The organism is Agrobacterium sp. LAD9, from assembly GCF_003031125.1.
Taxonomy (GTDB): Bacteria; Pseudomonadota; Alphaproteobacteria; order Rhizobiales; family Rhizobiaceae; genus Agrobacterium; species Agrobacterium radiobacter.
In genome coordinates this window covers 236662-251059 of sequence record NZ_PHGS01000016.1, presented here as the reverse complement: position 1 = coordinate 251059, position 14398 = coordinate 236662, and the positions used below count along the sequence as shown (strand labels likewise).

The following is a 14398-nucleotide window of genomic DNA, read 5'->3' as shown; positions in this document are numbered from 1 at the left end:
GCTCAATGGACTTTCTGATCCGCAAATTGCACAATCCGACCATTGTGAGGAGGAGCGAAGGAACATGCGGCTTGCTGCAAGCGAAGGTTTGTATGGCGAGGAAGCGGTGCACGGCACTGATTTCCGCTTTCATTGCGAGACGCTTTTTTCCAGAAGCAGCCTGTACCGCTTTGAAATCGGCCTGCACCGTCACGCTGCCTTTCAACAAATCTTGTACATTTGGGGCGGTGAGGGCGATGCCCTGCTGGATGGCCGCATCGAGGCGATCCACCCGCCGGTCGCCATTGTCGTCCCGCCGGGTTTCGAACACGGCTTCCGGTTTTCTCGTGATATTGGCGGGGTGATCGTCACCGTGCTGCCGGGCGCCCTGCCGGCATCGGTGCAGGCGCTGTTGCTGCGGAATTTCCAGCGGCCGGTCCTGTTGCCCCTGCGGGATTTTACCGATGGTGAACGCCTGCGCAGCGGTTTCGAACAGATTTCCGCCGAATATGAAACCCGCGAAACAGGCCGGGATGCCATCATCGAAGGTCAGCTGGCCATCGTGACGGCGCTTCTGGCGCGGGCGGCGCGGCCTCTGCTTGAGGGAACCGGCGAAGGTCTTGCGGAACAGCGTTTCGAATTGCTGCTGTCACTGATTGCGCGCCATATTCGCGAGCCGCAAAAAGCGGAGTTTTATGCGAAAAAGCTCGGTCTTTCCGAGACGCATCTCAATCGCCTCGTCCGTTCCGTTTCCGGCCTCAGCCTGCAGCGGCTGATCGCCAGACGCCAGATCGAGATTGCCCAGCAGGAACTGATCTTCACGGTCTCGAGCGTGCAGATGATTGCGGAGGGACTGGGCTTTGCCGATCCGGCCTATTTCAACCGGTTCTTCAAGCGCGAGACCGGCATGACGCCGCGTGCCTGGCGGCTGGCGGAGCAGCGGAAAATGGGGGATTCCGGCGTTCGGCAGGTGCCGTCTCAGACCAGCATTCTTGCCAGTTCGCGCTGAACGGCAAGAAGGGCGGGCAGGTATCGCTCCACCAGATCCTCCATCGAGGCGACCGAGGCGGCAAGCCCGACATTGAGCGCGGCAACCGTCTGGCCGCGCACGCTTTTCAGCGGCACGGCGATGGAGCGAAGGCCGATCTCTACCTCCTGATCGATCAGCGCATAACCGCGATGGCCGGTGGCCTCGATTTCGGCGAGCAGGGCGTCCATGCCGGTAATGGTCTTTTCCGTGCGCGCCACCAGCCGGGAGGCTTCGAGAATGTCGCGCTGCCGCTCGGCTGTCTGCGCCGAAAGCAGAACGCGGCCCATGGAGGTGCAATAGGCGGGCAGGCGCGAACCCGGCATCAGCGCAATCGACATCACCCGCTGCTGCGCGGCGCGAGCCACATAAACGATTTCGGTCTCGTCCAGAATGGAGACGGAGGTGCTCTGGCCGATCTCTTCCGACAGTCGGTCGAGCAGCGGCTGCACGATGCGCGGCAGCGGCATGGTGGCAAGACAGCCGGTGCCGAGCCGCAGCACCTTCGGGGTCACGGTAAAGAACTTACCGTCATAAGCCGCGTAGCCGAGTTCCGAAAGCGTGAGCAGGCAGCGCCGCGTCGTGGCGCGGTCCAGTCCGGCAATCTCTGCGGCATCGGAAATCGACAGGCGCGGCCGCTCGGCGCTGAAGGCCTCGATAACCCGCAATCCCTTGGCGAGACCGCCCATCATGTCTCTTTCGTTGACGGCCATGTCGCGGCTCCATTTGTGCGATATACGAACAAAAATCATATAACGCACAAAATCCTTGCCGTCGAGGTGGTTTCGGATTTACCTCACGGTCAGGCAGCCTTGCGGGTTCCATCCGTCCGGCTGGATGGAGGTTTTAATGGACAAGACAATCAAGAGCGCTGAAGAGGCGCTTTCCGGCATCGGTGATGGTGCGACGATCATGATCGGCGGTTTCGGCGGCTCCGGCGCGCCCATCGAGCTGATCCATGCGCTGATCGACAAGGGCCCGAAGAACCTGACGGTCATCAACAACAATGCCGGCAACGGTCGTATCGGCATCGCCGCGATGATCGACGCGGGCATGGTCAGGAAGATGATCTGCTCCTTCCCGCGCTCGTCCGATCCGCGCGCCTTCACCGACCGTTATCTGGCCGGCGAAATCGAGCTGGAACTGGTGCCGCAGGGCACGCTTGCCGAGCGCATCCGCGCCGGCGGTGCCGGCATTCCGGCCTTCTACACCCCCACCGGCTTTGGCACGGAACTGGCTGAAGGCAAGGTCATCGCGGAGTTCGACGGGCGATCCTACGTGCAGGAGCGCTGGCTGAAGGCGGATTTCGCGATTGTGAAGGCCGAGCTTGGCGATACCTATGGCAACCTCACCTACAACAAGGCTGGCCGCAATTTTAACCCGCTGATGTGCATGGCCGCGAAGACCACCATCGCCCAGGTCTCGAAGATTGTCGCCGCCGGCGAGATCGATCCGGAGCAGGTCGTCACGCCCGGCATTTTCGTGAACGGCGTCGTGGAAATCCCCGATCCGCAACAGGAAGAAGTCCTCATTCGCGCGGGAGTAGCCTACGCATGACCACGACCATCGACACCCGCGAAGACATCAAGCTTTCCAACGCCCAGATCGCCTGGCGTGCGGCGCAGGACATCGAGGACGGTGCTTACGTCAATCTCGGCATAGGCTTTCCGGAAATGGTGGCGCGTTACCAGCCGCCCGGCCGTCAGGCGATTTTCCACACTGAAAACGGCATCCTGAATTTCGGCGAAGCGCCGCCGGAAGGCGAAGAGGACTGGAACCTCATCAATGCCGGCAAGAAGGCCGTGACGCTGAAGCCCGGTGCCGCCTTCTTCCACCATGCCGACAGCTTCGCCATGGTGCGCGGCGGGCATCTGGATGTGGCGATCCTCGGCGCCTACCAGGTGGCGCAGAATGGTGATCTCGCCAATTGGCGCGTCGGCTCCAAGGGTGTGCCGGCCGTCGGCGGGGCGATGGATCTGGTGCATGGCGCCAAGCAGGTCTTCGTCATTACGGAACATGTGACCAAGAACGGCGAGCCGAAGCTCGTTGAAAAATGCGCCTTCCCGCTGACCGGCGTCGGCTGCATCACCCGCATCTATACCAGCCATGCCGTCATCGACGTGGTGGATGGCCGTTTCGTGCTGCGTGAAAAACTGCCGTCTATGACGTTTGAGGAATTGCAGGCCATGACCGGCGCGCCTTTGGCGGTCGATGGCGAGGTCGTTGATCTCGTCGCCCCGGAACTGTGAGGAAAAACCGATGACCGATGCATTCATCTGCGACTATATCCGCACGCCGATCGGCCGCTTCGGCGGCGCGCTTTCCCCGGTGCGGGCCGACGATCTCGGTGCAATTCCCCTGAAGGCGCTTGTCGAGCGCAACCCGTCCGTTGACTGGGAAGCCGTCGAAGACGTGATCTTCGGCTGCGCCAACCAGGCGGGTGAGGATAACCGCAACGTCGCACGCATGTCGCTGCTGCTCGCCGGTCTGCCTGTTTCGGTTACCGGAACCACCATCAATCGCCTTTGCGGTTCGGGCATGGACGCCCTCATCGCGGCCGCCCGCGCCGTGAAATCAGGCGAGGCGGAACTGATGATCGCCGGCGGCGTCGAAAGCATGAGCCGCGCGCCCTTCGTTTTGCCGAAGGCGGAGAGCGCCTTTTCGCGAAATGCCGAAATCTATGACACCACCATCGGCTGGCGCTTCGTCAATCCGCTGATGAAGGCGCAATATGGCGTCGATTCCATGCCGGAAACCGGGGATAACGTCGCCATTGATTATCAGGTCTCCCGCGAGGATCAGGACGCCTTCGCCGTTCGCAGCCAGCAGAAGGCGGCCGACGCACAGGCCAATGGCCGCCTTGACAGGGAAATCGTGCCCGTGACGATCCCGCAGCGCAAGGGCGATCCGCTGGTGGTTTCGAAGGATGAGCATCCGCGCGCCACAAGCCTCGAATCGCTGGCGAAGCTGAAGCCGGTCAACAGGCGCGAGGGCGCGACGGTGACGGCGGGCAATGCATCAGGCGTCAATGACGGTGCGGCCGCACTCATCGTCGCATCGGCGGAAGCCGCGAAGAAATACGGGCTGACGCCGATTGCCCGCATTCTCGGCGGTGCAGCCGCTGGTGTGTCCCCGCGCGTGATGGGCATCGGCCCGGCCCCGGCATCGGCCAAGCTTTTGGCGCGGCTCGGGCTGAAGCAGGATCAGCTCGACGTGATCGAGCTGAACGAGGCTTTCGCCAGCCAGGGCCTTGCGACGCTGAGGCAACTCGGCATTGCGGATGACGATGCACGGGTGAATGCGAATGGCGGCGCCATCGCGCTCGGCCATCCGCTCGGCATGTCCGGTGCCCGTATTGCCGGCACCGCGGCGCTCGAACTTTCGCTGACCGGCAAGCGTCTTGCGCTTGCCACCATGTGTATCGGTGTCGGGCAGGGTATTGCCGTGGCGCTGGAGCGGGTCTGACGGGATAGCGGCATTCGGCATCGTGATAACGGTGCGAATGTCGCTGCCTCGTTTCCTCTCGAGTGACTGTGGCCATTCAGACCAGTCGGCAGACGATTTTCTCACCTTGGCGCACCCGACCCTCCTCATTCCTGTGCTTGTCACAGGAATCCAGTTGGCGCGCGTCTGCGCGGCAGGAAGGACTCCTTTCAGCCCAAGGACTTGGGCTGGCTGGATCCCTGTGACAAGCACAGGGATGAGGGGAAGAGGCGTGATGGACTAAAAAGCAGGCGCTGGGCCGGACATGCCGGCCCAGCATTCACGTGCCATGACACTCCCTACCGATATCCCTTCGCACATGTTGGATTCCATCACCATCCGTGACATGTTTTGCAAGACATGACAGGAATCTTTCCGTCTATGGGGTGCCCGCATGAAACGTCCGACCATCACAGATGTGGCAAAGGCCGCAGGCGTCAGCGTCGCCACCGTTGACCGGGTGCTGAACGGCCGGCTGCCGGTGCGTGAGGAAACCTCCCGGCGGGTGTTCGACGCGGCGGAGAAGATCGGTTTTCACGCAACCAACATCATTCGCCAGCGCATGCTGGCCGATCTGCCCTCCTATAGTCTCGGCATCATCCTGCGCAAGGAACGGCACGCCTTCTACCAGACCTTTGCCGACGAGCTGGAGCTTGCGGCGCGCAACGTCCGGGATCGCCATCTCAATCTGCGCATCGAATTTGCCCAGTCGGGCGAGCCGAGCGAGCTTGCAGCCCTTTTGACGGGGATGAAGGGCCGCGTGCAGGCCGTCGCCGCCACCGGGCCGGACCATCACGATGTCACTGCCGCCGTCGAGACCCTGAAGGCGAAGGGCATTCCTACATTTTCGCTGCTTTCGGATTTCGCCCAGGGGGTGCGGGAAGCCTATCTCGGCGCCAACAACATGAAAGTGGGGCGCACGGCGGCCTGGATGATCTCGCGGCTGGCGCGCAGCAGGGGCAAGGTGCTTCTGCTACTTGGCGGCCACCGTTTTCACGGCCATTCGCTGCGCGAAACCGGCTTTCGCAGCTATATGCGCGAATATGCGCCGGAATTCGAGGTGATGGACGCGCTGATCACGCTGGAAACCCGGCGGCTGACCTATGAGCTTGTCATGGACACCATCGCCAAACACAAGGATCTGGTCGGCATCTATTGCGTCGGCGGCGGCATGGAAGGCGTGATCGAGGCGCTGCAGCAGGAAAACCGGCAGGAGAGCATTGTCTGTCTTGTCAACGAACTGACGCCCGAGTCACGTCAGGCGCTGCTGGAAAAGCGTATCAGCGGCATATTCCAGACGCCGCTTCGCGAATTATGCACTGACCTTGTCGCCACCATGGTGCACACCATAGAACATGGCATGGCGGAAACGCCGGGGCAGCGGTTTGTGCCCGCCCATCTGTGGGTTCCTGAAAGCCTTTGATGGTTTGATAGATTCTATCATAAATTCCGTGTCTCTTTCTATCAGCCTTGATGGTTTCGGCTGCCGCTGACCCGTTGACGCCGAGCGCGTACTGGGAAATCTTGCCCGCATGTGGAACGGGCAGGAGGCTGGTCCACGACACCAACGATGTTTCAGGATTGCCGCACGCCGCAGATGACCGTCTCCGGTGACCGGTATTCCTTTGCCGGTGCGCGGTTGCAGCACGATGTGACGAAGGTTGCGTGGCCGGCTTCTTTTCAAGGGTTTTGGAGGAGAACGACATGAAAAGACATTTAGCGATTGCAACGCTTGCCACCATGCTGGCGACCACCGCGTCGGCTGAGACCATCGGCGTTTCGATGGCCCTGTTCGATGACAATTTCCTGACCGTGCTGCGCAATGGCATGGTCGATTATTCCAAGGGCATGAGCGGCGTTTCGCTGCAGATCGAGGATGCGCAGAACGATGTCGGCAAACAGCTGAGCCAGGTGCAGAACTTCGTCGCCGCCGGCGTCGACGCCATCATCGTCAACCCGGTGGATACGGATGCGACCGTGGCCCTTTCGCAGGCCGCCGCGGCCGCCGGCATTCCGCTCGTCTATGTCAACCGCCAGCCGGTCAATCTCGACAGCCTGCCGGAAAAACAGGCCTTCGTTGCCTCCGATGAAAAACAGTCGGGCACCCTGCAGACGCAGGAAGTCTGCCGTTTGCTGAAGGCGGCCGGCAAGACGGAAGCGAAGGCGGTGGTGATGATGGGCGAGCTTTCCAACCAGGCGGCCCGCATGCGCACGCAGGATATCAAGGATGTGGTGGCCACCCCCGATTGCAGCTTCATCAAGCTTGTCGAGGAACAATCCGCCAACTGGTCGCGCACTCAAGGGTCGGATCTGATGACCAACTGGCTCTCTGCCGGGGTGCAGTTCGATGCTGTCATTTCCAACAATGACGAAATGGCCATCGGCGCTATTCAATCTCTGAAGGCGGCCGGCCGGTCGATGGACAGTGTCATCATCGCCGGCATCGACGCCACGCAGGACGCGCTTGCCGCCATGGCGACGGGTGATCTGGATGTGAGCGTTTTCCAGAATGCCGCCGGGCAGGGCAAGGGTGCCCTGGATGCGGCGCTGAAACTCGCCAAGGGCGATGCGGTGGACAAGAAGGTCTTCGTTCCCTTCGAGCTGGTGACGCCGGCGAACCTCAAGAACTATCAGGCCAAGAACTGAGCCATGGCCTCGCCCAGGCGGCTTCTCCGCTCCCGGGGAGCGCCGCCGGGCGGGCCGAACGCGCCGGAGCCGGCGGAATGGCCGGCTCCGGCGACACAGAATGATGCAACCAGCGGCGATTTCCGCGGGAGGAAACCTTGAAAAAAATACTGATGGCAACGGCACTCTGCATCTTCGCGACGCCGGCCCTTGCCGAGACCCGCATCGCAGTCTCGATGACGTCTTTCGACAACCCGTTTCTGACGATCCTGCTCAACGGCATCAGGGCCGAGGCCGGGCGCGATAAAAATATCGAGCTTCTGGTGGAAGACGCCCAGCTCGATCCCTCGAAGCAGCTCAATCAGGTGCAGAATTTTATCGCCAATGGCGTCGACGCGATCATCGTCAATGCCGTTGACGGTGACGCCACGGCGGCGATCACCAAAGCCGCGTCCGCCGCAAAAATCCCTCTCGTTTATGTCAATCATCCTCCGGCCGAACTGGAAACCGGCCTGCCTGATGGTACTGCCTTTGTCGGCTCCAACGAACTCGATTCCGGCACCATGGAGGCGGAAGCGGCCTGCAAGCTGATGGGCGGCAAGGGGAATGCCGTCATCCTGATGGGGCCATTGGAAAACCATGCGGCGCTGGTGCGCACCAAGGACGTGGAAACGGTGTTTTCCCGGCCGGACTGCAAGATCGAAATCCTCGAAAAGCAGACGGCGAACTGGAGCCGCACGCAGGCGCAGGATCTCGTCTCCTCCTGGCTGACGGCGGGTGTGCAGTTTGATGCCGTCATCGCCAACAATGATGAAATGGCGATCGGGGCCGCGCAGGCGCTGAAGGCGGCGGGCGTTTCCATGAAGGATGTCGTCATCTCCGGCATCGACGCCACGCCTGACGGTCTTGCCGCCATGCAGGCGGGCGATCTCGATATCACCGTCTACCAGAACGCGACGAAGCAGGGCGAAGTATCCGTTCAGACGGCGGTGAAAGCCGCTGCCGGTGAAAAAGTCGAAAAGACCCTCTGGGTGCCCTTCGAACTGGTGATGCCCGAAAACCTCGGGGACTATCAGGCCCGGAACTGAACCGGAGTTTTGGCCGGAATGCTGACCGAATGCCGTCAGCAGAGCACAAACATGGCCGCCCACGAAAAAGCCGGCCAAAGGCCGCGGTCTCCTCTCCCGGACCGCGGCCTCGCATAACCGGCCCGCAAGGGCCTTTCGACAGACAATAAGAGAAGGAAGCGTATATGCGCATCGCCATCGACCCTTTCATGCACCGGCATCTCAGCCTCGAAGCCCTCCCGGCCAAAGTGAAGGAACTCGGCTTCGACTGGATCGAACTCAGCCCGCGCGCCGATTTCCTCGAATGGTTCAAGGCGCCGCGTGTGTTTCCCGAGCGCATCCGGTCCTTCAAGAGGGCTTTGAAGGAGGCCGATGTCGGCATCGCCTCGCTGCTGCCAATGTATCGCTGGGCCTCCAATGACGAGACCGAACGGCAGGCGGCGGTCAAACACTGGAAACGCGCCATCGAGATCGCCATCGAACTGGAGGTCGACACGATGAACTCCGAATTCGGCCGCGGTCCGCATCCCGACAAGGGCTCCTGTTATTGCTGCCATACCGGCTCGATGATCGAGGCCTGCGAGGATGCCTGGTGGCGCTCGATGGAAGAACTGGTGCCGATCTTCGAACGCGAAGGCATCAGCCTGCATGTCGAGCCGCATCCGGAAGACTGGTGCGAGACGCTGCAGCCGGCGCTCGACATCATCCGCACCGTCAATTCGAAGAACGTCAAATTCCTCTATTGCGCGCCGCATACCTTCTATTTCGGCGACGACACCAAGGCGATGCTGCGGGAAGCCAAGGATGTGCTGGCGCATGTGCATGTGGGCGATACCTTCAACCACAAGGCCAGTTCCGGGCTTCGCTACATTCTCAACCCGCCCGGCACGCAGGCGCGAGTGCATCAGCATCTGAATATCGGCCAGGGCGAAGTGCCGTGGGACGACTTCTTCGGCACGCTTTCCGAAATCGGTTTCGACGGCATCATGACCTCCTGCGTCTTCGCCTGGGAGGACAGGGCGGATGAATCGGGCCGGTTCATGTGTGCTGAGATCAACAATTACATCGAAAAATACCGGAAGTGAGGTTTTGAAAATGACTGTGAGAATTGGTGTCATCGGCACCGGCGCCATCGGCCGCGACCATGCCCGCCGCATCAACAAGGTCCTCGGCGGCGCAAAGGTCGTCGCGCTGAGCGATGTCAATCATGGATCGGCAGAAGCGGTGCGCAATGACATCGCCCCGGATGCGGAAATCTTCGCCACCGGCGAGGAACTGATCGCCTCACCCGATGTGGATGCCGTGCTCGTCACCTCCTGGGGCGCGACGCATGAGCAATATGTTCTGGCGGCAATCGCCGCCGGCAAGCCGTGCTTTTGCGAAAAGCCGCTGGCGACAACGGCGGAAGGTGCAAGACGCATCGTCGATGCCGAGGTGGCCCATGGCAGACGGCTGGTTCAGGTGGGCTTCATGCGCCGTTATGACGCCGGTTATGTCGCGCTGAAACAGGCCGTCGACAACAGGATCGGCGCGCCGATCATGGTGCATGCCGCCCACCGCAACCCGGCGGTTCCGGAGCAATATGTGACCCCGATGGCGATCCACGACACGATGATCCATGAGATCGACGTGCTGCGCTGGCTGCTTGATGATGACTATGTTTCGGCGCGGGTCCTCTTTCCCCGCTCGGCGGCCAGAAGCCATGCGCGGCTGAAAGACCCGCAGATCGTCATTCTGGAGACGGCGAAGGGCACGATCATCGACGTCGAAATCTTCGTCAATTGCCATTACGGCTACGATATCCAGTGCCAGGTGGTGGGTGAGGACGGTATTGCCAGCCTGCCGGAGCCGATGTCGGTGCAGACACGGCTTGGCGCCAAGCTGCAGAACGACATCCTGACCGACTGGAAGGATCGCTTCATCGCCAGTTACGATGTCGAATTGCAGGACTTCATCCATGCGGCGGTAAAGGGCACGGCATCGGGGCCCAGCTCCTGGGATGGCTATGTGGCCGCCATCACCGCCGACGCCTGTGTCGCTGCGCAGGAGACCGACGGAGCAGCCGTCGCAATTAAGCTTCCCACGCGTCCCGCCCTTTATCAGTGAGGTTTTTCATGCGTTTTGCCATCAATCACATCACCGCGCCGAAGCTCTCCCTTGAGGAATTCTTCGCGACAGCCCGCGAACTCGGCCTCACCGAAGTTGAAATCCGCAACGACCTGCCCGACATCGTCGGCACGGTGGAGCCGGCTGCCGTGAAGGCGGCGGCCGAAAAGGCCGGCGTGACGATCATCTCGATCAACGCGCTTTATCCCTTCAACGTCTGGTCGGGCGACCTACCTGCACGGGCTGTTGCCATGGCGGACTATGCAGCGGCAAGCGGTGCGAAGGCGCTGGTCATGTGCCCGCTCAACGACGGCACGGCGGTGTCTTTTGACGATCTCGTCACGGCGCTGAAGGCCATGAAGCCGATCCTTGAGGAACGTGGACTGACCGGCCTTGTCGAGCCGCTCGGTTTTCCTGTCTCGTCGTTGCGCACCAAGGTCGAGGCCATCAAGGCCATCGACGCGGCAGGCGGCGGTGATGTCTACAGGCTGGTGCACGACACCTTCCACCATCATCTTGCGGGCGAGACAGAGTTCTTCCCCGAACGTACCGGCCTCGTGCATATTTCCGGCGTAACCGACCCCGCCGTCTCCGTTGCCGATATGCTGGACGCCCACCGTGTGCTGGTGGATGGCGGCGACCGGCTCGAAAATATTGCCCAGATCAGGGCGCTTGAGGCGGCCGGTTATAACGGTCCTTACAGCTTCGAACCCTTTGCGTCGGAAGTGCATGCGTTCAAGAATCCGGCCGCTGCCTTGAAGGATAGCATCTACCATATCTCCCGGGCGCTTTGACCGCCTTGCCGCCCGCGGTTTGCTGCGGGCGGCGTTCCCGGGGGATAAACGATCGGTAAAAACCCAGAGAAATCAATTCCGCATTTACGGATGATGCTGTAGTCTTCCGCTGACTAGAGAACAGTAAACAGGCACGGGTATTCTTCAGATCGACTGCGCGAGGCAGGCTTTCTGCCCGCACCGTCTGAAGAAGAGTGGTTGAATTTTCCCTATATGAAAGCGGATAGGAAAACGACGCTTAAGGACGTGGCGCGGGAGGCGAATGTTTCGCTGAGCACGGCTTCGCACGCCATCAATGGCACCGCACCCTTGACCACGCAGGTTCGCGACCGGGTGCTGGAGGCGGCCCGCACGCTCGGCTACCTCGAAAACCGCAGGCAGAAGGCGACGATCGCCACCCTGCGCGTCGTGTTGCTCGCCATGACCAATGATGCGGCCCCGCAGAGCGATCTCAACATGGTCAGCTGGACGATGCTGAACGGCTTCCGGCGCGAATGCGAGCGGCGCGGCATTCGTATCGTTCCCTATGTGAGCGCGACGAGCCGGCTCGATCCCGCCTTGGTGGCAGCGGCGGCGGATGCCGACAATGTCGATGGCATCGTGATCCTGAACGATGACAGGCCGCAGCTGGTCGAGGCGCTGTCGGCGCTTGCGCGGCCGGTGGTTCTGATCAATGGCGAGGATCCGGCCATGATCGTCGATACGGTGACGGCCGAGAATCGTTTTGGCGCGCGGCTTGGTATCGAGCATCTGCTGTCGCTCGGGCATCGCAATATTCTGCACATCACCTGGAAGGGCCGCACGACGATTCGCCGTCGATATGACGGATATAGTGACGCCTTCCTTGCTGCCGGCCTGACAGTTCCCTCCGATATGGTCATCGAGGTGGAGAGCTATGAGCCGGAGTGGGGCGAGGCTGCCATCCGCCGTCTGCTGGCCGAAGACAAGCCGCTCAGAAACGCCACCGCCATTTTCTGCGCAGCCGACAATCTGGCGCTCGGCTGTCTGAAGGCACTGACGGAGGCTGGAATCCAGGTGCCGGACGATATCTCGGTGCTGGGGTTTGACGATATCATGCCGGCAGCCTTCAGTGCGCCACCGCTCAGCACCATCCAGTTGCCCGCTGACAGGCTGGGCGGTGCGGCGCTTGCGCTGCTGGAGCAGCGGCTTATGGCGGCCGATCCGACACGTCCGGCGCACCGGCTCGAGCTCGGTTGTCGGCTGGTGTTGAGGGGCAGCATCGCACCGCCCCCCAAGTGATGTCAGGGTTTATTTCATTCCCGTGCCGGCAATGCCCGTCGTGATGTAGCGCTGCAGGAACAGGAACACGACGGTGACGGGCGCCAGGCTGAGGAAGGTCATGGCGAGAATATAGTGCCATTGCACCGAGAACTCGCCCTGGAAGGCATTGAGGCCCACCTGCAGCGTGAAGTTTTCGCGGCTGCTGAGAACGATCAGCGGCCAGAGGAAGTCGTTCCAGCGCCAGAGCACCGAAAAGATGGCGAGAACCGCAAGCGCCGGGGCCGTCAGCGGCAAGATGATGCGCCAGAAGATGCGGAATTCACTGGCGGCATCGACGCGCGCCGCCTCGATCAGCTCGTCGGGGATGGTCAGCATATATTGCCGGAGCAGGAACACGCCCGTCGGCGTTGCGACGGTGGGGATGATGACACCCCAGAGATTGTCAACGAGGCCGACACCGACGATGACAAGATAGGCCGGCACCATGACGACGGTGAGCGGGATCATCAGTGTCGAGATGATCAGCACGAAGATCGCCTTCTCGCCACGGAAACGGTATTTGGACAGTGCAAATGCCGCCATGGCGTTGACGATCAAGGTCAGGACCGTTGCGACAAAGGTGACGAAGACCGAGTTCTTGAGGAAGGTCAGGAAGCTGAACCGGGTCAGCGGATCGGTGAAGTTCTCCGTCGCAATGGTCAGTTTCTGAACCGGCGTTATTCCGCGCGTGTCGACGCTGACGGGCGGGCCGGGATTGGCCGGGTCGACCATCTGGGCTTTCAGGCCGACGCGGCGGATCATGGCCATTTCCCGCTCCACGCCATCGATGCTGGCTTTCCACAGGCTGAGCGGCTTGTCGTAACCCTGCACCTCCACCTGCACGGCGGCGCGCGGCAGAAGGCTCGGCGGAAACCGGGTGATCTCGGCTTCCGGTTTCAGCGAAGACATGGCGGCCCAGACGACCGGGATGAGGACGGCGAGCGTGCCGCCGATGAGCCAGACCCATGACAGGATATCGGTGAGGCCGATCCGGCCGGGGCGGCGGGTGCGCGTGAGGAAAGAGACGGCGTTGGACATGGTCAGGACTCCATCTTTTTGCCAAGGCGCAATTGCACGAGCGTCAGCGCTAGGAGCACAAGGCCCATGAGAACCGATGCGGCGGAGGCAAGACCGAACAGCCTCAGATCGCTGCCGAAGGCCATCTGGTAGATATATTGCACCACGAATGTATTGGCCGTGCCCGGCCCGCCGCCATTGGTGAGAACCCATGCTTCATCAAATATTTGCACCGAGCGGATCATCAACAGGATGAGCACGACGAGCAGGTTGGGACCAAGCAATGGCAGGGTGATGCGGAAAAGCGTGCGCCGGGGCGAGGCGGCATCGATTGCGGCTGCTTCATAGAGGTCCTTCGGGATGGCCTGAAGGCCGGCCAGCAGGATCAGCGTATAAAAGCCCATGTGGAACCAGACCGAGACCACTACGACGAAGAAACGCGACCAGCCGACATCCAGCAGGAAGATTTCCGGCGGTACGCCGAGCATCTGGAAAAAGGCGTTGAGCAGGCCGTTGCGGTCGAGGAACCATTTCCAGATGAGGCCGATGACGACGGGCGACAGCAGCACCGGGTAAAAGAACATGGCGCGGAAGAACCCGCGCGCGGCGATCGCCCGGTTGAGGATGAGCGCGGTGATGAGCGCGACCAGCAGCGTGGCGATGACGTTGAAGCCGACGAACCACAAAGTGTTCCAGATCGCCGTCCAGAACAGGGATTCCCGGCAGCTTCCGGGGTCCATATAGCTCTGGCAATCCAGCAGCTTGCCGAAATTTTCGAAACCGACGAAGGGGCGGTCGGTGATCAAAAGTTCGGTGCCGCCGGTGAAGGCGTAACCGACGGCAATGGCAATCGGCAGGAAGGTGAAGATGCCGAAGAGAACGAGGTTCGGCATCAGGAAAATATAGGGCATGCGCCTTTTGCCGATCAGCCGCTCGATGAAGTTGAGCGGTACTTCGGCAATCGCCATCACGGCATCGAGCACGCGGTCAGACAGTCTGGCAAGCGTCGGATTGGCCAT

General features: G+C 61.4%; 14 protein-coding genes. 11 read left to right on the top strand and 3 right to left on the bottom strand.

All coding sequences use genetic code 11. From position 1 onward, the window contains the following. Window positions 1-64: 64 nt before the first annotated feature. Window positions 65-988 carry a helix-turn-helix domain-containing protein gene (locus DA915_RS18455; RefSeq protein WP_107676865.1) on the top strand — a complete coding sequence of 308 codons (924 nt, stop codon included), beginning with the start codon at window positions 65-67 and terminating at the stop codon, window positions 986-988. On the opposite strand, the gene DA915_RS18450 is transcribed toward DA915_RS18455, so the two are convergent. Further along, the gene (locus tag DA915_RS18450; protein ID WP_003505516.1) at window positions 958-1719 is read right to left on the bottom strand and encodes an IclR family transcriptional regulator; all 762 of its coding nucleotides are present in this window, start codon (window positions 1717-1719) and stop codon (window positions 958-960) included. The two genes, DA915_RS18455 and DA915_RS18450, sit on opposite strands and share 31 nt — an antisense overlap. A gap of 136 nt (window positions 1720-1855) precedes the next feature. Here DA915_RS18450 and DA915_RS18445 point away from each other — a divergent pair, with 136 nt between their 5' ends. The 10 genes from DA915_RS18445 to DA915_RS18395 all read left to right on the top strand — a co-directional run bounded on the left by DA915_RS18445 (window position 1856) and on the right by DA915_RS18395 (window position 12341). Next, complete coding sequence (locus DA915_RS18445; RefSeq protein ID WP_003505517.1) at window positions 1856-2563, top strand: 3-oxoacid CoA-transferase subunit A; 708 nt, start codon at window positions 1856-1858, stop codon at window positions 2561-2563. After that, window positions 2560-3255, top strand: coding sequence for a CoA transferase subunit B (locus DA915_RS18440; RefSeq protein WP_003505518.1), 696 nt, complete (start codon window positions 2560-2562; stop codon window positions 3253-3255). Before DA915_RS18445 ends, DA915_RS18440 begins: the two co-directional genes overlap by 4 nt. Before the next feature lie 10 nt (window positions 3256-3265). Next, window positions 3266-4471 carry a 3-oxoadipyl-CoA thiolase gene (gene pcaF / locus DA915_RS18435; RefSeq protein ID WP_107676864.1) on the top strand — a complete coding sequence of 402 codons (1206 nt, stop codon included), beginning with the start codon at window positions 3266-3268 and terminating at the stop codon, window positions 4469-4471. Between the two features lie 412 nt (window positions 4472-4883). Continuing rightward, window positions 4884-5912 carry a LacI family DNA-binding transcriptional regulator gene (locus DA915_RS18425; RefSeq protein WP_107676862.1) on the top strand — a complete coding sequence of 343 codons (1029 nt, stop codon included), beginning with the start codon at window positions 4884-4886 and terminating at the stop codon, window positions 5910-5912. A 281-nt stretch (window positions 5913-6193) separates the two neighbouring features. Then, window positions 6194-7135, top strand: a complete 942-nt coding sequence (locus DA915_RS18420) for a sugar ABC transporter substrate-binding protein (RefSeq protein ID WP_107676861.1) — start codon at window positions 6194-6196, stop codon at window positions 7133-7135. A 152-nt stretch (window positions 7136-7287) separates the two neighbouring features. Beyond that, window positions 7288-8202, top strand: coding sequence for a substrate-binding domain-containing protein (locus tag DA915_RS18415; protein WP_192886605.1), 915 nt, complete (start codon window positions 7288-7290; stop codon window positions 8200-8202). A 164-nt stretch (window positions 8203-8366) separates the two neighbouring features. Then, window positions 8367-9266 carry a sugar phosphate isomerase/epimerase family protein gene (locus tag DA915_RS18410; protein WP_060727290.1) on the top strand — a complete coding sequence of 300 codons (900 nt, stop codon included), beginning with the start codon at window positions 8367-8369 and terminating at the stop codon, window positions 9264-9266. 10 nt (window positions 9267-9276) lie between these two features. Continuing rightward, a complete protein-coding gene (locus tag DA915_RS18405; RefSeq protein WP_107676859.1) occupies window positions 9277-10287 on the top strand; it encodes a Gfo/Idh/MocA family protein in 1011 nt (336 codons plus the stop codon). A gap of 8 nt (window positions 10288-10295) precedes the next feature. Then, complete coding sequence (locus DA915_RS18400) at window positions 10296-11081, top strand: TIM barrel protein (RefSeq protein ID WP_107676858.1); 786 nt, start codon at window positions 10296-10298, stop codon at window positions 11079-11081. Between the two features lie 213 nt (window positions 11082-11294). Next, window positions 11295-12341, top strand: coding sequence for a LacI family DNA-binding transcriptional regulator (locus tag DA915_RS18395; RefSeq protein ID WP_192886593.1), 1047 nt, complete (start codon window positions 11295-11297; stop codon window positions 12339-12341). Between the two features lie 9 nt (window positions 12342-12350). Here DA915_RS18395 and DA915_RS18390 read toward each other — a convergent pair whose 3' ends face one another. Then, entirely contained in the window at window positions 12351-13400 is a 1050-nt protein-coding gene (locus DA915_RS18390) for a carbohydrate ABC transporter permease (protein ID WP_060727286.1), read from the bottom strand. Between the two features lie 2 nt (window positions 13401-13402). Beyond that, the gene (locus tag DA915_RS18385) at window positions 13403-14398 is read right to left on the bottom strand and encodes a carbohydrate ABC transporter permease (RefSeq protein ID WP_107676856.1); all 996 of its coding nucleotides are present in this window, start codon (window positions 14396-14398) and stop codon (window positions 13403-13405) included.

What these genes read in the sequence shown, in the direction of transcription:
- DA915_RS18390 (WP_060727286.1), bottom strand. Translation starts at nt 13,400, where the DNA reads ATGTCCAACGCCGTCTCTTTCCTCACGCGCACCCGCCGCCCCGGCCGG.
- DA915_RS18450 (WP_003505516.1), bottom strand. Translation starts at nt 1,719, where the DNA reads ATGGCCGTCAACGAAAGAGACATGATGGGCGGTCTCGCCAAGGGATTG.
- DA915_RS18420 (WP_107676861.1), top strand. Translation starts at nt 6,194, where the DNA reads ATGAAAAGACATTTAGCGATTGCAACGCTTGCCACCATGCTGGCGACC.
- pcaF (WP_107676864.1), top strand. Translation starts at nt 3,266, where the DNA reads ATGACCGATGCATTCATCTGCGACTATATCCGCACGCCGATCGGCCGC.
- DA915_RS18400 (WP_107676858.1), top strand. Translation starts at nt 10,296, where the DNA reads ATGCGTTTTGCCATCAATCACATCACCGCGCCGAAGCTCTCCCTTGAG.
- DA915_RS18445 (WP_003505517.1), top strand. Translation starts at nt 1,856, where the DNA reads ATGGACAAGACAATCAAGAGCGCTGAAGAGGCGCTTTCCGGCATCGGT.
- DA915_RS18455 (WP_107676865.1), top strand. Translation starts at nt 65, where the DNA reads ATGCGGCTTGCTGCAAGCGAAGGTTTGTATGGCGAGGAAGCGGTGCAC.
- DA915_RS18425 (WP_107676862.1), top strand. Translation starts at nt 4,884, where the DNA reads ATGAAACGTCCGACCATCACAGATGTGGCAAAGGCCGCAGGCGTCAGC.
- DA915_RS18410 (WP_060727290.1), top strand. Translation starts at nt 8,367, where the DNA reads ATGCGCATCGCCATCGACCCTTTCATGCACCGGCATCTCAGCCTCGAA.
- DA915_RS18405 (WP_107676859.1), top strand. Translation starts at nt 9,277, where the DNA reads ATGACTGTGAGAATTGGTGTCATCGGCACCGGCGCCATCGGCCGCGAC.
- DA915_RS18440 (WP_003505518.1), top strand. Translation starts at nt 2,560, where the DNA reads ATGACCACGACCATCGACACCCGCGAAGACATCAAGCTTTCCAACGCC.
- DA915_RS18415 (WP_192886605.1), top strand. Translation starts at nt 7,288, where the DNA reads ATGGCAACGGCACTCTGCATCTTCGCGACGCCGGCCCTTGCCGAGACC.
- DA915_RS18385 (WP_107676856.1), bottom strand. Translation starts at nt 14,398, where the DNA reads ATGGCCAATCCGACGCTTGCCAGACTGTCTGACCGCGTGCTCGATGCC.
- DA915_RS18395 (WP_192886593.1), top strand. Translation starts at nt 11,295, where the DNA reads ATGAAAGCGGATAGGAAAACGACGCTTAAGGACGTGGCGCGGGAGGCG.